The following is a 15,952-nucleotide window of genomic DNA, read 5'->3' as shown; positions in this document are numbered from 1 at the left end:
AAGGTAAACACGAAACAAATGGCACATATGAATGTAAAGGCTCAAGTTGATCAAGCAGGCGTCTTTTTATCAAAGGTTGCAATTGAAATGAATGGTTTTCTGAACGAAACCACCTTATCAAGCTTGAAACGATTAAACCCCGAAGCGGAAGCCTATTATTGTGACATATTGAGTACATTACGGAAGCTTGCAGTGTACAGCGAGGATGCAGCAGCAGTTTGCAGGAAAATAGGCCAGCAGCAGACATTCCCGCAGCAAGCCGCACAGCAGATGCTCCACCGTATTTATCATCAATGTATTGAAGAATTTTTCACGCCTAAAAAGGATACATGGTATGAAGACAGCCGTTCGGCCTATACAGGAAAAAGCAGCATTGTTTTTCACCATGAAGTATCCGCTGATATGAAACAATTATTTTCTTCATTAGAAAAAGACTTTTTAGCGATGAGAGAAGAGCTGGAATATACGACTTCTCATCAGCAAGTGAAAATGGTATAAGTAAGTCGAAGAAGCGCCTCTATATGTAGAGGCGCTTTTTTTTATGGACGAGGCATCATAACTTTTTCAGCTGAGCATACACTTGTACAAAACGGACAAGGACGTGAATGAACATGCCCTATTTAAAAATTGGAACAGCAGTCCTTCTTCTATTTACACTCTTACTGCCTTTTTCCTCACATGCCAAAGCAGACATTTCATTATCAGTGAGTGCAAGAAGCGCCATTTTAATAGATGGACAGTCAGGCAGAGTCCTATTTGGAAAGGACGAGCACGAAAAAAGAAGAATCGCCAGTATTACAAAAATCATGACGGCTGTATTAGCCATTGAATCAGGAAAAATGAAAGATACTGTCAAAGTATCAAAACGTGCGATTCAGGCGGAGGGTTCATCCATTTATTTAAAGGAAGGGCAGAAGGTGAGCTTAGAAGATTTGACATACGGGCTCATGCTGCGTTCTGGAAATGATGCAGCTGTTGCCATTGCAGAGCATGTTGGCGGCAGCTTAGAAGGATTTATCTTTATGATGAATCAAAAGGCGGCTGAACTAGGAATGGAGAATACGAATTTTCAAAATCCGCACGGACTCGATGATCATAAAAATCATTATTCATCAGCCTATGACATGGCGATCCTAACAAAATACGCGATGAAACATAAACAATATCAAAAAATTGCCGGTACAACTTTCTATAAAGCGAAGACAATGGAAGGCTATTGGAAAAATAAAAACAAGCTGCTTACCGGTTTATACGAATATTCCACTGGAGGGAAAACAGGATATACAAAGCTTGCAAAACGAACACTTGTCTCCACCGCTGCAAAGGGTGATGCTCAGCTGATCGCTGTGACCATTAATGCACCTGACGACTGGAAGGATCATATTTCTATGTTTGAATATGCATTTGATCACTATAAAACGTATGTGCTTGCTGAAAAAGGAAGGCTTGCTTCGTTAAAAGGGACCTTTTACGAAAAAAAAGCGTTTATCAAGCGTGATGTGGACTATTTTTTAAATGAAGATGAGAAAAAACTTGTCAAAATTGAAACGGAAATGCTCACCCCTAAAAAGAAATGGAAAAAAAACGCCGAAGCCATCCCAGATGTTGTAGGAAAAATGACGATTTTATTAGATGGACAGGTGATCGAGCAATTACCGATTTTTTATGAAAATAAACGAAACCGCATGCCTCAAAAAAGCTTTCAAGAAATGTTTAAGTCTGTCTTTCAGACATCTATAGGCGGATCTTCATGGTCAATCTAATTTGGGTATTTCTCACTGTCATCGGTCTTGTCTATGCGATGTTTAATGGAACGATGCAGGAAGTGAACGAGGCTGTATTTAAAGGCTCAAAAGAAGCGGTTACCATTTCAATTGGTTTGATTAGTGTCCTCGTTTTTTGGCTCGGGCTCATGAAGATTGCCGAAGAGGCAGGGCTGTTAAATTTCTTTAGTAAATTGTGCCGGCCCTTTATTTCAAAGCTATTCCCGGATATTCCGCCTAATCATCCTGCGATGGGATATATTTTATCCAATCTCATGGCGAATTTCTTTGGTCTCGGGAATGCCGCTACACCGCTTGGGATTAAGGCGATGGAGCAGATGAAAGCATTAAACGGCGGAAAAAATGAGGCAAGCCGTTCTATGATTACATTTCTAGCGGTCAACACATCCTCTATCACACTTGTGCCAACAACCGTCATTGCAATAAGAATGACCTATGGGGCAGATCAGCCAACAGACATTGTAGGGCCAACCATTTTAGCAACACTCATTTCAGGAATCGGTGCAATTATCATCGATCGTTATTTCCACTATCGCAGAAGCAGGCGGGGGTGATCTTGTGGCATTTATTAACTGGCTGTCACTTGCTTTGATTCCACTGATCATCGCAGGAATTTTGATTGCTGGAACCATTAAAAAGGTACCAACCTATGAAACATTTGTGGAGGGAGGAAAAGAGGGCATTCAAATTGCCTTTTCAATCATTCCCTATTTAGTCGGTATGCTTGTAGCCATTACGATATTTCGTGCATCAGGTGCGCTTGATTTTGTTATGGGACTATTAAAACCAGTCTTTACAGCGATTGGTTTCCCGCCAGAAGTCGTGCCGCTTGCGTTTATTCGCCCGATATCAGGAACGGCTGCACTTGGAATGACATCTGACTTAATAGCGACGTATGGCCCAGATTCTTTTATTGGCCAGCTTGCAGCTGTCATGCAAGGGTCAACAGACACCACCCTTTACATTTTAACGGTCTATTTTGGAGCAGTCGGGATTAAAAAAATGGGAGATGCGCTGAAAGTAGGTTTGCTAGCAGATCTCATTGGTGTCATTGCCTCTGTGATTATCGTCAGTTTGTTATTTAGCGGCGCCTAATCAGGCGCTTTTTTGTATTTCATGGATGGAAAATCGCTTTTTAGCTGAAATTAGACAGACGAAACGCTTATTTTTCCACGAATGCTTGTTTGTTTTAAGTCAAGCAAGTAAGATAGTACATGAGGTGAAAGACAAATGGAACGTTTACAGAAAGTAATTGCACATGCCGGCGTCGCTTCAAGACGAAAGGCTGAAGAATTAATTAAAGAAGGACGAGTTACCGTTAATGGTCAAACAGTGACAGAGCTCGGAGTGAAGGTGGGCTCTTCAGATAAAATTGAAGTCAATGGATTAAAGCTTGAAAGAGAAGAACCGGTTTACTTTATGCTTTATAAACCGCGCGGCGTCATTTCGGCTGCCGAGGATGATAAAGGACGCAAGGTCGTCACAGATTTCTTTGATGATGTCCCGCAGCGCCTTTATCCAATCGGGCGGTTAGATTATGATACGAGCGGTTTGATTTTGATTACAAATGATGGGGAATTTGCCCATAAGCTCATGCACCCGAAATACGAAATTGATAAAACGTATGCAGCGAAGCTAAAAGGCATTCCATCAAAGGAACTGCTTAGAAAGCTAGAAAAAGGGATCATGTTAGATCATAAAAAAACAGCACCTGCTCGTGCGAAAATGCTTTCTATTGATAAACGAAAACAAACTTGTATTGTTCAATTAACCATTCACGAAGGCAGAAACAGACAGGTGCGCCGCATGTTTGAAGCGATTGGACATGATGTGTTAAAGCTAAAAAGGGAGCAATATTCGTTCCTTCATATTGAAGGTATGAGACCAGGAGACCGCAGAGAATTGTCTCCGCATGAAGTAAAGCGCCTGAGAGCAATTGCTGATCATGGGAAAAGCGCTTTTTAATTTTCACATAAACTTCAAAAAATGAAGAAGCATCAAAAGAAGGAGAATGCTATAATTTACCTGAATGTCTATGGGGAAGGGGTACTTCAGATGAAAAAAAGACGGTTTTTCATACGGACGGGCATTCTCCTCGTGATGCTTGCTGCACTATGTTATACAATGTATAACTCAGTATTTGCCAAACAGGATCGAGTCAAAGAAGGATCTATTGCGCCAAACTTTGTCCTTCAATCTGTCGATGGGGATCGGATTGAGTTAAAGGACTTAAAAGGCAAAGGTGTCTTTCTTAATTTTTGGGGTACATGGTGTGGGCCGTGTAAACAAGAATTTCCTTATATGGCGAATCAATATGAAGTGTTCAAGGATCGCGGTGTGGAAATTGTTGCAGTCAATGTTGCGGAATCCAAGATTGCCGTGAAAAATTTTATGGAATCCTATGGCGTGAATTTTCCTGTTGCCATGGACAAAGATCGACAAGTGACAGAGGCGTATGATATTGGGCAGTTGCCAACTACGCTTTTACTTAATCCTGAAGGCAAGGTAATCAAAGTCATAAAGGGAACAATGACAGAACGTCAAATCTATGAGTATATGAATTTGATTAAACCAAAGGGGTCATAGAATGAAAGAGGTAAAGTGCGAGTGTGGACATATTAATCCAATCGGTACTGTTCTATGTGAATCATGCGGGAATCCTATTGAGGCTAAAGAGAAGAACTCTTCAAAGCTGCTTGATATGAGATATGACGGCAGTGCAAGACGCTCGCAAACATACAACAAAACGATTGTTGATAAAGTATGGAATTTTTTTTCTTCCGTTAAAGTGGGTGTGTGGCTGATTGTCATTACACTGCTCGCTTCTTCGCTTGGAACGATTTTTCCGCAGGAGCGATTTATTCCGCCAGGTGCCTCTGCTTCCACGTATTATGAAGAGCAATATGGATCGTTTGGCAAGCTGTATTACACACTTGGATTCCATGATCTTTATAATTCTTGGTGGTTTTTAGCTCTTGTCGCATCAATCGGAATCTCCCTTGTCATTTGCAGTCTCGACCGCGTTATTCCTCTTTATCGAGCACTCAAAAACCAAGGGGTTATCAAAAAAGAAGGCTTTATGAGAAGACAGCGTCTGTTTAGCGAGACAGACAAAACATTAGATCAGCATACATATGAAGGCATCATAAGAGCAATGAAACAAAAGCGTTACCGCGTGCGAGAAGAAAATGGGCATATTTTAGCCGAAAAAGGACGTTTTTCACGCTGGGGACCTTACGTCAATCACATTGGACTAATCATCTTTCTCATTGGAGCGATGCTCCGGTTTGTCCCGGGCATGTACGTGGATGAAACGCTTTGGGTCAGAGAAGGGGAAACTGCACCAATTCCAGGTACGGATGGTCAATACTTCTTGAAAAATAATGCGTTTTCAATTGATCGCTATGAAACTGGAAATGAAAAAGAAGTGTTTGAGAATGCCATTGAAAAAGCTGGCGACGGTCAAGTGGTGAAAAGTTATAAAACGGATGCCATTTTATACAAACGTGAAGGAGAAGTTGTATTTGGTGAAAAGCCCAAGCTGAAGCAGGTAACAGAACACGATATCAAAGTGAATGAACCGCTCAAGTTTGACAATTTCTCATTATATCAAGTGGATTTTAAACAAAATGAACTCGATCAAATGGTCTTTCAGCTGATTCGTAAAGATACAGAAAAATCTTTCGGTACAGTGAAGATTAATCTGCTGGAGCCTAAGTCAGAATATGATCTTGGTAGCGGTTACAAAGTCAAGGTGATGAGATATCTGCCTGATTTTTATTTTGACGATGATGGAACGCCGAGTACGAAAACAAGGAATCCGAATAATCCTGCTTTCGTGTTTGAAATGATTTCTCCTGAAAAACCTAAAGGTGAAAAAAGCTTTGTCGCCATTCAAGAGACAGTAGAGGGTTCTGATAATAATTTATATAAAATGAAGTTTGATCGGGTTGAAACGAAAAACGTCACAGGGTTAACAGTTAGAAAGGATTTAACACTTGGCGTGCTCATAGTAGGCGGAATCATCTTCATGATTGGTGTCGTGCAGGGGATGTATTGGCAGCATAGAAGAATCTGGCTGTCGGCAAAGGATGGAAAAGTATTGGTGGCAGGACATACAAACAAAAACTGGTTCGGCTTAAAGTCCGATATTGGAGTGTTACTGAATGGTAGTGGCATCAAACAGCCAGTTGATCAAAAAGAACTGCCTGATACAACAAGTATCAGCAAAAGCAAGGGGGAAGGATTAGATGGCGGCAGTCAGTGAAAATCTGTTATTTGCAGCTTTTCTATTTTATTTAGCGGCAGTTCCTTTTTTTGGTGGTGCCATTAAGGGAAAAAAGAAAGAAGAAGGACCGCGCAGGAATAAGGCGGCACTCATTGGCATTACGCTTACCATCATTGGTTTTTTGAGCCAGTTGGGCTATTTTATTTCAAGATGGATCGCATCTGGCCATGCACCAGTCAGTAATTTGTTTGAGTTCACAACGGCTTTTGGCATGATGCTGGTGCTTGCATTCATCATTTTATATTTTGTGTATCAAGTATCTGTACTTGGTTTATTCACACTTCCAATCGCTTTATTGATTATTGCCTATGCAAGTATGTTCCCATCAGATATTTCACCGCTGATTCCTTCACTTCAAAGTAATTGGCTTTATATTCACGTGACAACAGCAGCACTTGGCCAAGCCATTTTAGCCATCAGCTTTGTGGCAGGTGTCATCTTTCTATTAAAGCATGTGGATCAAACAAAGCCAGGGAAGAAGACGTTTGGTTTAGAGCTTGTCATGTTTATGATTGTGGTCACACTTGCATTTATCGCTGTCACGTCTATCTTTAGAATGACAGGATATGAAGCGACATTTCATTGGATCGATAAAAATAAAGAAAAAAGTGAGATGGTCTATGAGCTGCCAGCTCTTGTCGGACCTCATAAAGGGGAGCTTGTGACGGAAGATCGTTTGGAACCGTTTGTTGAGCTGCCGCCTGTTTTTTCAGGTAGAAAGGTCAATACGGTGTTATGGTCATTTGGCGTAGGGCTGATCATATACGGACTCATTCGATTGATCATTCGCAAACGACTGAGCGCACTGCTTCAACCGCTAGTGAAACAGGTGAACCTAGATTTAGTTGATGAAATTGGGTATAGGGCGGTTTCGATTGGTTTCCCTGTATTTGCGTTAGGCGGGCTGATCTTTGCCATGATCTGGGCGCAAATTGCATGGACTAGGTTTTGGGGCTGGGACCCGAAGGAAGTATGGGCATTGATTACGTTTCTCTTTTATGCTGCCTATCTTCATCTTCGCTTGTCGCGAGGCTGGCATGGTGAAAAGTCCGCATGGCTTGCTGTGATCGGCTTCGCCATTATTATGTTTAATCTCATCTTTGTCAACCTTGTCATTGCGGGGCTTCATTCTTACGCATAATCACAAGGAAAAGCCAACTTTTATGATTCAATTCGGCTTTTTGTTAAAATGAATGTAACAACGGAGAAAGCAGGAGGACTGTCTAATGGAACACACAACTCAAACGAAAATATTAGTCGTAGATGATGAGGCAAGAATTCGCCGCCTTTTAAAAATGTATTTAGAACGTGAAAATTATGAAATCGATGAAGCGGAAAATGGAGATGAGGCGATTCAAAAAGGGCTTCAAACCGATTACGACCTCATTTTGCTCGATTTAATGATGCCTGGTACAGATGGAATCGAAGTGTGTAATCAAATTCGAGACAAAAAAGCGACTCCAATCATTATGCTGACGGCAAAAGGAGAAGAAGCCAACCGCGTTCAAGGATTTGAGGCAGGAACGGATGACTACATCGTCAAACCTTTCAGCCCGCGTGAAGTGGTTTTACGTGTAAAGGCATTGCTTAGAAGATCGTCTCAAACGTCTTATTTGAATACTGGGACAACAACAAAGGATGTTCTTGTGTTTTCTCATCTTTCTATTGACCATGATGCACATAGAGTGACGGCTGATGGCAAAGAAGTCAGCCTCACGCCGAAGGAATATGAGCTTTTATATTTCCTTGCAAAAACACCAGATAAGGTCTATGACAGAGAAAAGCTGCTAAAAGAAGTATGGCAATATGAATTCTTTGGAGACTTACGAACAGTTGATACTCATGTCAAGCGACTTCGTGAAAAACTGAATAAAGTGTCACCAGAAGCAGCGAAAAAAATCGTAACTGTATGGGGTGTCGGGTACAAATTTGAGGTCGGCGCTGAATGAAACTGTGGAAAAGTGTTGTAGGAAAGCTATGGTTAACCATTCTTTTCCTTGTCTTGATCGTTTTATCTATTTTAACTGTGCTTCTTTTAGAGTTCATTGAGAATTATCATGTAGAAGAAGCAAAATCTGATTTAACACAAATGGCAAACAAAGTAGCGGTCATTTTAGAAAGCCATGAGGATCAATCGCTTGCAAGGTCGATTACATCAGAGCTCGCTGACAAATTGACGAGTATTGCGATCATCCAAGAGGACGGGCTAGAGTGGTATTCGTCTGAAAAAGACGGGAAGCTTCCTGCGATTACAAAGAAACAAATTGAAGCAGACAGCGATTTAAATCAAGCACTGAAAGATCGTAAAAAAATCAGTAAACGTGCAGAACCTGATGCAGGCAATCAAAAAGATGAACGGATTGTAGTCGGTGTTCCATATGAGGCGAACGGAAAAAAAGGCATGGTCTTTCTTTCTCAGTCACTCCTCGCTGTAGAACAAACAACGAAACATACGACACGCTACATCTTTTTAGCCGCCGGAATTGCGATTGTACTGACCACTATATTCGCTTTCTTCTTGTCAACACGTGTCACCTATCCTCTCAGAAAGATGAGAGAGGGTGCACAAGATTTGGCGAAAGGGAAATTTGATACAAAGATTCCTATTTTAACGCAAGATGAAATTGGAGAACTGGCGATCGCCTTTAATCAAATGGGGAAGCAGCTAAAATTTCATATCACAGCCTTAAATCAAGAAAAAGAACATTTATCTAATATTTTAAGCAGTATGGCTGATGGCGTCATCACCATCAATATTGATGGAACGATCTTGATGACAAATCCTCCAGCAGAACGATTTTTACAGGCATGGTATTATGAGCAAAATATGAAGATCAAAGATGGAGATGAACTGCCGCCAGAAGCGCGCGAGCTATTTCATACAGCTGTCAGCACAGAAAAAGAGCAAATGATCGAAGTTACGCTGCAAGGGCGTACCTGGGTTCTTCTCATGTCTCCGCTGTATAATCAGCAGGATGTCAGGGGAGCAGTTGCAGTCCTTCGTGATATGACGGAAGAACGAAGACTTGATAAACTGAGAAAAGACTTCATTGCCAATGTCAGTCATGAACTTCGTACACCAATTGCCATGCTGCAAGGGTACAGTGAAGCGATTGTAGATGATATTGCAGGATCAGAAGAAGAAAAGAAAGAGATTGCGCAAATTATCTATGATGAATCACTTCGAATGGGACGTCTTGTGAATGACCTTCTAGATCTAGCGAGAATGGAAGCAGGTCATATTACACTGAATCTTGAATCAACAGATACAGAAGAGCTGACTGAGAAGATCTACCGCAAGTTTCTCGGGATTGCGAAAGAAAAACAAATCGACCTTACGTATGATATTCAAGTGGATGAACCGAACTTTGTATTCGATCCAGATAAGATTGAGCAAGTGTTTACGAATCTCATTGATAATGCCATTCGTCATACACCAGAGGGCGGCGAGGTTCACTTCTCGGTTCAATCGGTGGAGAACGGACTGAAAATGGATGTAAAAGATTCGGGGAGCGGAATTCCGGAAGAGGATCTGCCCTTTATTTTCGAACGCTTCTATAAAGCCGATAAAGCAAGGACAAGAGGACGTTCTGGTACTGGACTTGGCCTTGCGATTGTGAAGAACATCGTCGAGGCACATCAAGGCTCTATACATGCTCACAGCAAAGCGGGTGCAGGTACACACTTCACATTCTATATTCCGAGAAAAAAGCAGGAACTCGTCTAATCTTGACGAAGAATCTTGTTACATGAGAAACACTTCTTTTCGTAAAGAAAATGAAGTGTTTTTTCTATTTTCAAATTTTTAAGGAGAAGTTAAACAAAAAGCCCTTCCCAAACTGTCGAACTTGTAATATATTTGTCATAAAGTTGTAATGTAACGTTTTATAAGAGTCACTCGACAAAAATAAGTGAACGGAGGGGTTTCCTATGCATGAAACCTTTCAAAAAATATATGATTCGTACCATCAAGATTTGTACCAGTTTTTATTTTACATGGTTAAAGATAAAAATCAGGCAGAGGATCTCGTACAGGAGGTTTACATTCGGGTACTTCACTCATATAAAACTTTTGAAGGAAGAAGCAGCGAGAAAACATGGCTGTTTTCAATTGCAAGGCATGTGGCGATTGACTGGTTTCGCAAGCAGCAAACCATTAGACAACGGGTACTCGGCACGTTTGATTGGGATAAGCAGGATGTAAAAGACCCAGACTTGCTCCCAGACGAACTGGCTGTACAGGATGAAAATACTAAAGAAATTTATGCCGCGCTTGATCACTGCACGATTGATCAAAGAGCTGTCATCATTTTAAGGTTTATCCAGGGCTACTCAATCATGGAGACGGCAAAGGCGCTAAAGTTCTCGGAAAGCAAAGTCAAAACAACGCAGCACCGAGGCCTGAAAGTGCTCCGAAAACATATGGAGCTTTTGAAGGAGGAGCTAGTGAATGAAAACGAACAGGTCCGATTGGAGCGAAGAACGAATCAAGGTGTTACTAAGTCAGCTTCCAAAGGTGGAGGACAACCGTTCATCTAAGCAGATATACCAGCAGGTGCTGATGGCAAGCGGGAAGAAAAAGAAAAGTGTCAAATGGATCGGTCCAGCGGTGGCAACCGTTGTGGTTTTATTTATGGCGTTTTTAATTTCTCCTCATTTATTTCAGCCGGCTGCTCAAGAACAGCATCAACAGATGAAAATGGAATCAAGTGCTGACAAAGGACAGGCAAATGCCACATTAGAGCCGGTCAAACAGGCAAATGGTACCACACACGTTGTTTCTCATGAAGACAAGCAAAAGTATATGACGGTTGCATACATAGATGAATCGACATCTCAAGTGGTTCCCATAAGTATTGAAAAAGAGAATGAACATGGCCATTTGCAGGAAATGATGAACACATATGAACAGGTGCAGCTGCCTGAAATGACAAAGCCTCTTCAATCTTATCTTGAGATGGTGGACCTTCGTGAAAATGGGAATACACTTGTTTTTCAGTTAAAAAATGATTTGTCCCTTGATACGATAAAGGAAGCCAATCGATTTAAAGATATGGTCAAAGAAACGCTCAAATGGAGCAGGTATAAACAAGTGGAGGTCAGGTCAGTCAAAGGTTCTCATCTTCAATTAGGGACTAGCAGCTTTGGCACGATATCCATTGATAAACAAACGAAGAAAGCTTATTACGTGTTAGAAAATAAGAGCGGGACTTTTTTGGTGCCCTCAAAAACACATTATTCTACTTATGAAGATGCGGTAGAGGCCATGAAACGCACGAGTGATTCTGGACTTGAACCATTAATTAAAGAAGAACCCATTAAAGAAGTGACATCAAAAGGTAAGCATGTAACCATCACGTTTGGAGCATCAGCACAATTATCGGACTCAATTGATCATACTCTACTCATTGAAGGTCTGCTGCTCACAGCGAAAGATTTTGGTTTTACAGATGTCACCATTCAATATGCAGGAACAGATCAAGTAGGACCATATGAATTAAATGAACCAATAGAGGTGCCGGCTCTGCCGAATCCAGTTGTCATCAAAGAACGTTAAAGGACGCAAGCATTTCATTGCGTTCTTTTTTGATGTATAGAAAATGATCTTCTTGCTGTATACTAAGCTGTCATGAAAAGAACCTCAAAGAAGGGGAGTCACTGATGAAAAGGTATTGCTTCATAGGTGCCAGCTGTTTTTTGCTCTTGATCTTAGCGCCATTTGCCCATGCACAGAAGACAACCGAATGGGTGGAACCAGTGAAAGGAGAAGTCACTGACTTGTTTGGGACAAGGGGCGGTTCGCATAAGGGATTAGATATAGCTGCGCCAGAAGGAGAATCCATTTTTGCTGCAAGTGAAGGTGTGGTCACGCGTTCGTATGTATCGGCTACATATGGAGAAGTTGTATTTATTCAGCATCCGAATGGATACGAAACTGTCTATGCTCATTTACACGAGCGTTTTGTGAAAAAGGGTGACCATGTACAAGCGGGACAGCCGATTGGCATAATTGGCAACACAGGGGCCTCCAGAGGCACTCATTTGCATTTTGAAGTACATCGGGGCAATTGGTCAGTCAGCAAAGAGGATGCAATAGATCCGCTCAAAATGATTGCTGTGGAACGCTTCCGAGAGCCGGCTCTTCATGTAAATGGACATGAAAAAAATACATATGTCATTAAACAAGGGGATACCCTTTGGTCGATAGCAAAGGCGCATGAAATGACTGTGGAACAGTTGAAAAAGATCAATGAGCTGACCACTCACCTCATTCGAACAGGAGACCGTTTAATGGTTTCAACTAAATAAACCTCATGCTTTTGCATGAGGGCAGCGTGTAGACAAACCCTCGCATTCGTTGTCAGGGCTGTAAGGGTTTTCAATCACGCTCAAAAGAAGACAAAGAGCTAAAATGAAAATCATTTTAGCTCTTTGTCGACAATCTAAAACCTCATGCAAAGCATGAGGTTTATCACTGTTTTTTATAGATCAATCAGGCGGACAGAAAGAATATCCTGCACTTCAGTTAATTTTTTCACAATTTCGTCCTCTAGATGCTTGTCGAAAGAAAGCATCATAATGGCTTCGCCGCCTTTTTCTTTACGTCCCACCTGCATTGTTGCGATGTTGACATCATGGTCGCCTAAAATCTGTCCAACCTTTCCAATCACACCAGGTGCATCTGTATGCTGGATATAGACAAGGTGTCCATCTGGGTAAAAATCAATATTAAAGCCATTAATAGAAACGACGCGTTCCCCTAAATGCGGAATGTAAGTCGCTTTAAGAGTAAAGGTTGAAAGATCACCTTTGACTTCAATAGAAATACTGTTTTCGTAACCAGATTCGCTGGAAGAAATTTTTTCACTAAAGCTAATGCCTCGTTCTTTTGCGACCATTCCAGCATTTACTTCATTCACAGTCGAATCAACACGCTCTTTTAAAAACCCTGACAGGAGACTTTTGGTGATAAAGGATGTTTCGAGTTTTGAAATAGAGCCTTCGTAAGAAATGCCTACTTCTTTTACAGGTTCTCTCATGGATTGAGAGACAAGACGTCCAAGTTTTCCTGCAAATTGATGATAAGGCTGGATCTTTTTGAACTCGTCTTTTGTCATCGCTGGTAGATTAATAGATGACATGACAGGAAGGCCTTTTGCAAATTGAAGGACTTCTTCAGATACTTGCGCGGCTACATTTAATTGTGCTTCTTTTGTAGAGGCACCAAGATGCGGAGTTGCAATGACGTGTGGATGATCCACAAGCGGATTATCAGTTGGAGGTTCTACCTCGAATACATCAAGTGCAGCTCCTGCGACATGGCCGCTTTCAAGTGCCTCAAGAAGGTCAGCTTCGTCAATAATGCCGCCGCGCGCACAGTTTACAAGGCGAACACCTTTTTTCGTTTTTGCAATCGTTTCTTTATTGAGAAGTCCTCTTGTTTCTTTTGTTAATGGCGTATGTACCGTAATAATATCTGATACTTCGAGTACTTCATCAAGTGATTTCGCATTGACGCCAATTTTTTCTGCACGTTCTTTTGTGAGAAATGGGTCAAACACGTTGACTGTCATGCCAAATGCTCTTGCACGCTGGGCGATTTCACTTCCAATTCTGCCTAAACCGACAATCCCAAGAGATTTTCCGTAAAGCTCAGCACCAACATATGCCCCTCTGTTCCATTCTTTTGATTTGACAGAAATATTGGCTTGTGGAATATGACGCATAAGTGATGAAATCATAGCGAACGTATGCTCAGCTGTCGAGATCGTATTACCGTTTGGTGCATTGATTACAATGACGCCATGCTTGGTCGCTTCATCAATGTCAATATTGTCTACTCCCACACCGGCACGGCCGACAATTTTTAATGAAGTCATTTTTTCATAAAGCTCTTTCGTTACTTTTGTGGCACTTCTGACAAGTAAGGCATCAAACGTGTGTAATTCATCTTCTGCTTCTGCTACATTTTTTTGGACAATTTCAACAAAATCTGATTCTAAAAGTGGTAGAAGACCATCATTGCTCATCTTATCTGAGACTAATACTCGAAACATCGTTAGATTTCCTCCTAAAATAAACGTCATAAATATCTGATAATTTACCATATTCCTTTTCACTGTGTCAATCAAATTAAAGCAGTAAAGTGAAAAAGGAAACACGAACATTTCTTTGTGTCTTTATAAAGAATGAACACCTTTAAACAAAAGATAACCAATTTTTGCGCATTTGTCATTAGAATTTTTGTGTTTTTTACGATTTCTTAAAACTGATGAATTTGCTCAGGATTTTTATCTGTACAAATGCTCATATATCATATATAATGATGTCGAATTGAATAATGATCAATCTTCGGGGCAGGGTGCAATTCCCTACCGGCGGTGATGAGCATAGTCTCTAAGCCCGCGAGCCTTTTTGGCAGGATTCGGTGTGATTCCGAAGCCGACAGTATAGTCTGGATGGGAGAAGATGGAGGTTCATAAACGTTGAAAACATTGATGTTCACACGTTTATTTGTCTAGCCCAATTTCCCCGCTCCTGTTTTCAAGGGCGGTTTTTTTGTGGCTAAAATGGAACAATCCTCTTTTCGAAAGATTTGATCGAAAAGGAGAGAGAATATTGAATCAAAGTAAAGTAAAGCGTTTAGTTGTTACCAGTATGCTCAGCAGTATTTCGTTTGTGTTAATTTTATTGGATTTTCCTTTCCCGGGTCTTCCAGCGTATTTGAAAATTGATTTTAGTGATATCCCGGCAATTATTGCAATTTTAATTTATGGACCGGGTGCAGGGATTGCTGTGGAAGCATTAAAAAATGTACTGCATTACCTCATTCAAGGCAGTATGTCCGGCGTTCCAGTTGGGCAAGTCGCGAACTTCATTGCAGGCACACTATTTATCTTGCCAGTCGCCTTTATGTTTAAAAAAATCAAATCAGCAAAAGGGATGGCATGGTCTATGATCGCGGGTACATTGCTTATGACTGTGATGATGAGTATTTTAAATTACTTCTTATTCCTGCCAGCTTACACATGGTTCTTAAACGCGCCAGAACTATCTGATCATGCGCTCAAGACGACCATTACAGCAGGGATCTTACCATTTAACTTTATTAAAGGAATCATCATTACCATCGTGTTTAGCCTCATTTTTGTGAAAATGCGTCCATGGTTTGAAAATAAACGCCGACTTCAAAATAGTTAATTTAAAAAAAGCCCCTGTATAAGGGGCTTTTAGATTGTTGACAAAGAGCTAAAATGATCTTTATTTTAGCTCTTTGTCTTCATTTCAGCGTGATAGAAAACCTTTGCAGACCTGACACCGAATGCGAGGGTTTGTTTACATGCTGAAAGCCCCTGCATAAGGGGCTTTTATACTATTCATGCTTAAGCGGGTCACCATCGAAAGATTCGTCCGCAACTTTGATAGAATCTGTTGGACATCCTTCAAATGCATCAAGCATATCTTCTTCAAGTACTTCTGGAACTTCTACAGTCCCTTGGTTGTCATCAAGCGTAACAAATGCAATGCCTTCATCATCATAATCATAAATGTCTGGAGCAGCTGCACCGCATGCGCCGCAAGCAATACATGTGTCTTTGTCTACAATTGTATATTTTGCCATGTTAAAAAAATACCTCCCAGATTGTTCGATGGAACAAATGGTCTAACCTTTTTAGTTTCACCGATAAAAAACAATTTCCTCAAACCTTATTGTAATGATTTTAATTTCACATTTCAACTGTAAAGTGATTGAGAATGCTTATCACATAAGGGTTTGTTCATAACTTTCCCCCACAAATTGAGTTTAAACATTTCTTCTTCTATGAAATCTGTTAAAATAAAGGGAGAAAATATTCGAATTTTGTCAGGAAGACAGGTG

The 15,952-nt window shown here is 40.9% G+C and carries 16 protein-coding genes and 1 riboswitch; of the genes, 14 read left to right on the top strand and 2 right to left on the bottom strand.

The genetic code is table 11. The features are described from left to right. Positions 1-18 precede the first annotated feature (18 nt). The 13 genes from MHB67_RS10610 to MHB67_RS10550 all read left to right on the top strand — a co-directional run bounded on the left by MHB67_RS10610 (position 19) and on the right by MHB67_RS10550 (position 12,381). Positions 19-498, top strand: a complete 480-nt coding sequence (locus MHB67_RS10610; protein WP_103131988.1) for a YpuI family protein — start codon at positions 19-21, stop codon at positions 496-498. Between the two features lie 113 nt (positions 499-611). Further along, positions 612-1,763 carry a D-alanyl-D-alanine carboxypeptidase family protein gene (locus MHB67_RS10605; protein ID WP_039179629.1) on the top strand — a complete coding sequence of 384 codons (1,152 nt, stop codon included), beginning with the start codon at positions 612-614 and terminating at the stop codon, positions 1,761-1,763. Continuing rightward, the gene (locus MHB67_RS10600) at positions 1,751-2,338 is read left to right on the top strand and encodes a nucleoside recognition domain-containing protein (protein WP_024422844.1); all 588 of its coding nucleotides are present in this window, start codon (positions 1,751-1,753) and stop codon (positions 2,336-2,338) included. The genes MHB67_RS10605 and MHB67_RS10600 overlap by 13 nt, the downstream gene beginning before the upstream one ends. A 4-nt stretch (positions 2,339-2,342) precedes the next feature. Further along, entirely contained in the window at positions 2,343-2,879 is a 537-nt protein-coding gene (locus MHB67_RS10595) for a spore maturation protein (RefSeq protein ID WP_024422843.1), read from the top strand. Between the two features lie 135 nt (positions 2,880-3,014). Beyond that, positions 3,015-3,749: a 23S rRNA pseudouridine(2605) synthase RluB gene (gene rluB / locus MHB67_RS10590; RefSeq protein WP_024422842.1), complete on the top strand. Its 735-nt coding sequence runs from the start codon at positions 3,015-3,017 to the stop codon at positions 3,747-3,749. Between the two features lie 90 nt (positions 3,750-3,839). Beyond that, a complete protein-coding gene (locus MHB67_RS10585; RefSeq protein ID WP_047204114.1) occupies positions 3,840-4,370 on the top strand; it encodes a thiol-disulfide oxidoreductase ResA in 531 nt (176 codons plus the stop codon). A 1-nt stretch (position 4,371) separates the two neighbouring features. Continuing rightward, positions 4,372-6,051 carry a cytochrome c biogenesis protein ResB gene (locus MHB67_RS10580; RefSeq protein WP_073206149.1) on the top strand — a complete coding sequence of 560 codons (1,680 nt, stop codon included), beginning with the start codon at positions 4,372-4,374 and terminating at the stop codon, positions 6,049-6,051. Then, positions 6,035-7,213 (top strand): c-type cytochrome biogenesis protein CcsB, encoded by a 1,179-nt coding sequence (gene ccsB, locus MHB67_RS10575; protein WP_073206146.1) that lies wholly within the window; start codon positions 6,035-6,037, stop codon positions 7,211-7,213. The genes MHB67_RS10580 and ccsB overlap by 17 nt, the downstream gene beginning before the upstream one ends. Before the next feature lie 85 nt (positions 7,214-7,298). After that, the gene (locus MHB67_RS10570) at positions 7,299-8,021 is read left to right on the top strand and encodes a response regulator transcription factor (RefSeq protein ID WP_003215596.1); all 723 of its coding nucleotides are present in this window, start codon (positions 7,299-7,301) and stop codon (positions 8,019-8,021) included. Further along, a complete protein-coding gene (locus MHB67_RS10565; protein WP_034623436.1) occupies positions 8,018-9,799 on the top strand; it encodes an ATP-binding protein in 1,782 nt (593 codons plus the stop codon). Before MHB67_RS10570 ends, MHB67_RS10565 begins: the two co-directional genes overlap by 4 nt. A gap of 203 nt (positions 9,800-10,002) precedes the next feature. Continuing rightward, on the top strand, positions 10,003-10,611 hold the full coding sequence (sigX, locus tag MHB67_RS10560) for an RNA polymerase sigma factor SigX (RefSeq protein WP_024422837.1): 609 nt from the start codon (positions 10,003-10,005) through the stop codon (positions 10,609-10,611). Further along, the gene (locus MHB67_RS10555) at positions 10,523-11,629 is read left to right on the top strand and encodes a hypothetical protein (RefSeq protein WP_029706041.1); all 1,107 of its coding nucleotides are present in this window, start codon (positions 10,523-10,525) and stop codon (positions 11,627-11,629) included. Before sigX ends, MHB67_RS10555 begins: the two co-directional genes overlap by 89 nt. A 104-nt stretch (positions 11,630-11,733) precedes the next feature. Further along, on the top strand, positions 11,734-12,381 hold the full coding sequence (locus MHB67_RS10550) for a M23 family metallopeptidase (protein WP_073206143.1): 648 nt from the start codon (positions 11,734-11,736) through the stop codon (positions 12,379-12,381). 173 nt (positions 12,382-12,554) lie between these two features. On the opposite strand, the gene serA is transcribed toward MHB67_RS10550, so the two are convergent. Beyond that, positions 12,555-14,129, bottom strand: a complete 1,575-nt coding sequence (gene serA / locus MHB67_RS10545) for a phosphoglycerate dehydrogenase (protein ID WP_024422834.1) — start codon at positions 14,127-14,129, stop codon at positions 12,555-12,557. 287 nt (positions 14,130-14,416) lie between these two features. Beyond that, positions 14,417-14,547, top strand: a riboswitch (FMN riboswitch). A 144-nt stretch (positions 14,548-14,691) separates the two neighbouring features. Here serA and MHB67_RS10540 point away from each other — a divergent pair. Beyond that, the gene (locus MHB67_RS10540) at positions 14,692-15,273 is read left to right on the top strand and encodes an ECF transporter S component (protein ID WP_041109656.1); all 582 of its coding nucleotides are present in this window, start codon (positions 14,692-14,694) and stop codon (positions 15,271-15,273) included. A gap of 172 nt (positions 15,274-15,445) precedes the next feature. On the opposite strand, the gene MHB67_RS10535 is transcribed toward MHB67_RS10540, so the two are convergent. After that, the gene (locus MHB67_RS10535) at positions 15,446-15,694 is read right to left on the bottom strand and encodes a ferredoxin (protein WP_008361239.1); all 249 of its coding nucleotides are present in this window, start codon (positions 15,692-15,694) and stop codon (positions 15,446-15,448) included. Between the last annotated feature and the right edge of the window lie 258 nt (positions 15,695-15,952).

Source organism: Bacillus sp. FSL H8-0516 (assembly GCF_038635285.1).
GTDB lineage: Bacteria > Bacillota > Bacilli > Bacillales > Bacillaceae > Bacillus > Bacillus safensis.
Note: the sequence above shows the minus strand (reverse complement) of the source record. Positions and strands in the feature narration are given on the sequence as shown.

Coding starts and splice junctions, on each gene's coding strand:
- MHB67_RS10610 (WP_103131988.1), top strand. CDS start 19: ATGGCACATATGAATGTAAAGGCTCAAGTTGATCAAGCAGGCGTCTTT.
- MHB67_RS10605 (WP_039179629.1), top strand. CDS start 612: ATGCCCTATTTAAAAATTGGAACAGCAGTCCTTCTTCTATTTACACTC.
- MHB67_RS10600 (WP_024422844.1), top strand. CDS start 1,751: ATGGTCAATCTAATTTGGGTATTTCTCACTGTCATCGGTCTTGTCTAT.
- rluB (WP_024422842.1), top strand. CDS start 3,015: ATGGAACGTTTACAGAAAGTAATTGCACATGCCGGCGTCGCTTCAAGA.
- MHB67_RS10585 (WP_047204114.1), top strand. CDS start 3,840: ATGAAAAAAAGACGGTTTTTCATACGGACGGGCATTCTCCTCGTGATG.
- MHB67_RS10580 (WP_073206149.1), top strand. CDS start 4,372: ATGAAAGAGGTAAAGTGCGAGTGTGGACATATTAATCCAATCGGTACT.
- ccsB (WP_073206146.1), top strand. CDS start 6,035: ATGGCGGCAGTCAGTGAAAATCTGTTATTTGCAGCTTTTCTATTTTAT.
- MHB67_RS10570 (WP_003215596.1), top strand. CDS start 7,299: ATGGAACACACAACTCAAACGAAAATATTAGTCGTAGATGATGAGGCA.
- MHB67_RS10565 (WP_034623436.1), top strand. CDS start 8,018: ATGAAACTGTGGAAAAGTGTTGTAGGAAAGCTATGGTTAACCATTCTT.
- sigX (WP_024422837.1), top strand. CDS start 10,003: ATGCATGAAACCTTTCAAAAAATATATGATTCGTACCATCAAGATTTG.
- MHB67_RS10555 (WP_029706041.1), top strand. CDS start 10,523: ATGAAAACGAACAGGTCCGATTGGAGCGAAGAACGAATCAAGGTGTTA.
- MHB67_RS10550 (WP_073206143.1), top strand. CDS start 11,734: ATGAAAAGGTATTGCTTCATAGGTGCCAGCTGTTTTTTGCTCTTGATC.
- serA (WP_024422834.1), bottom strand. CDS start 14,129: ATGTTTCGAGTATTAGTCTCAGATAAGATGAGCAATGATGGTCTTCTA.
- MHB67_RS10535 (WP_008361239.1), bottom strand. CDS start 15,694: ATGGCAAAATATACAATTGTAGACAAAGACACATGTATTGCTTGCGGC.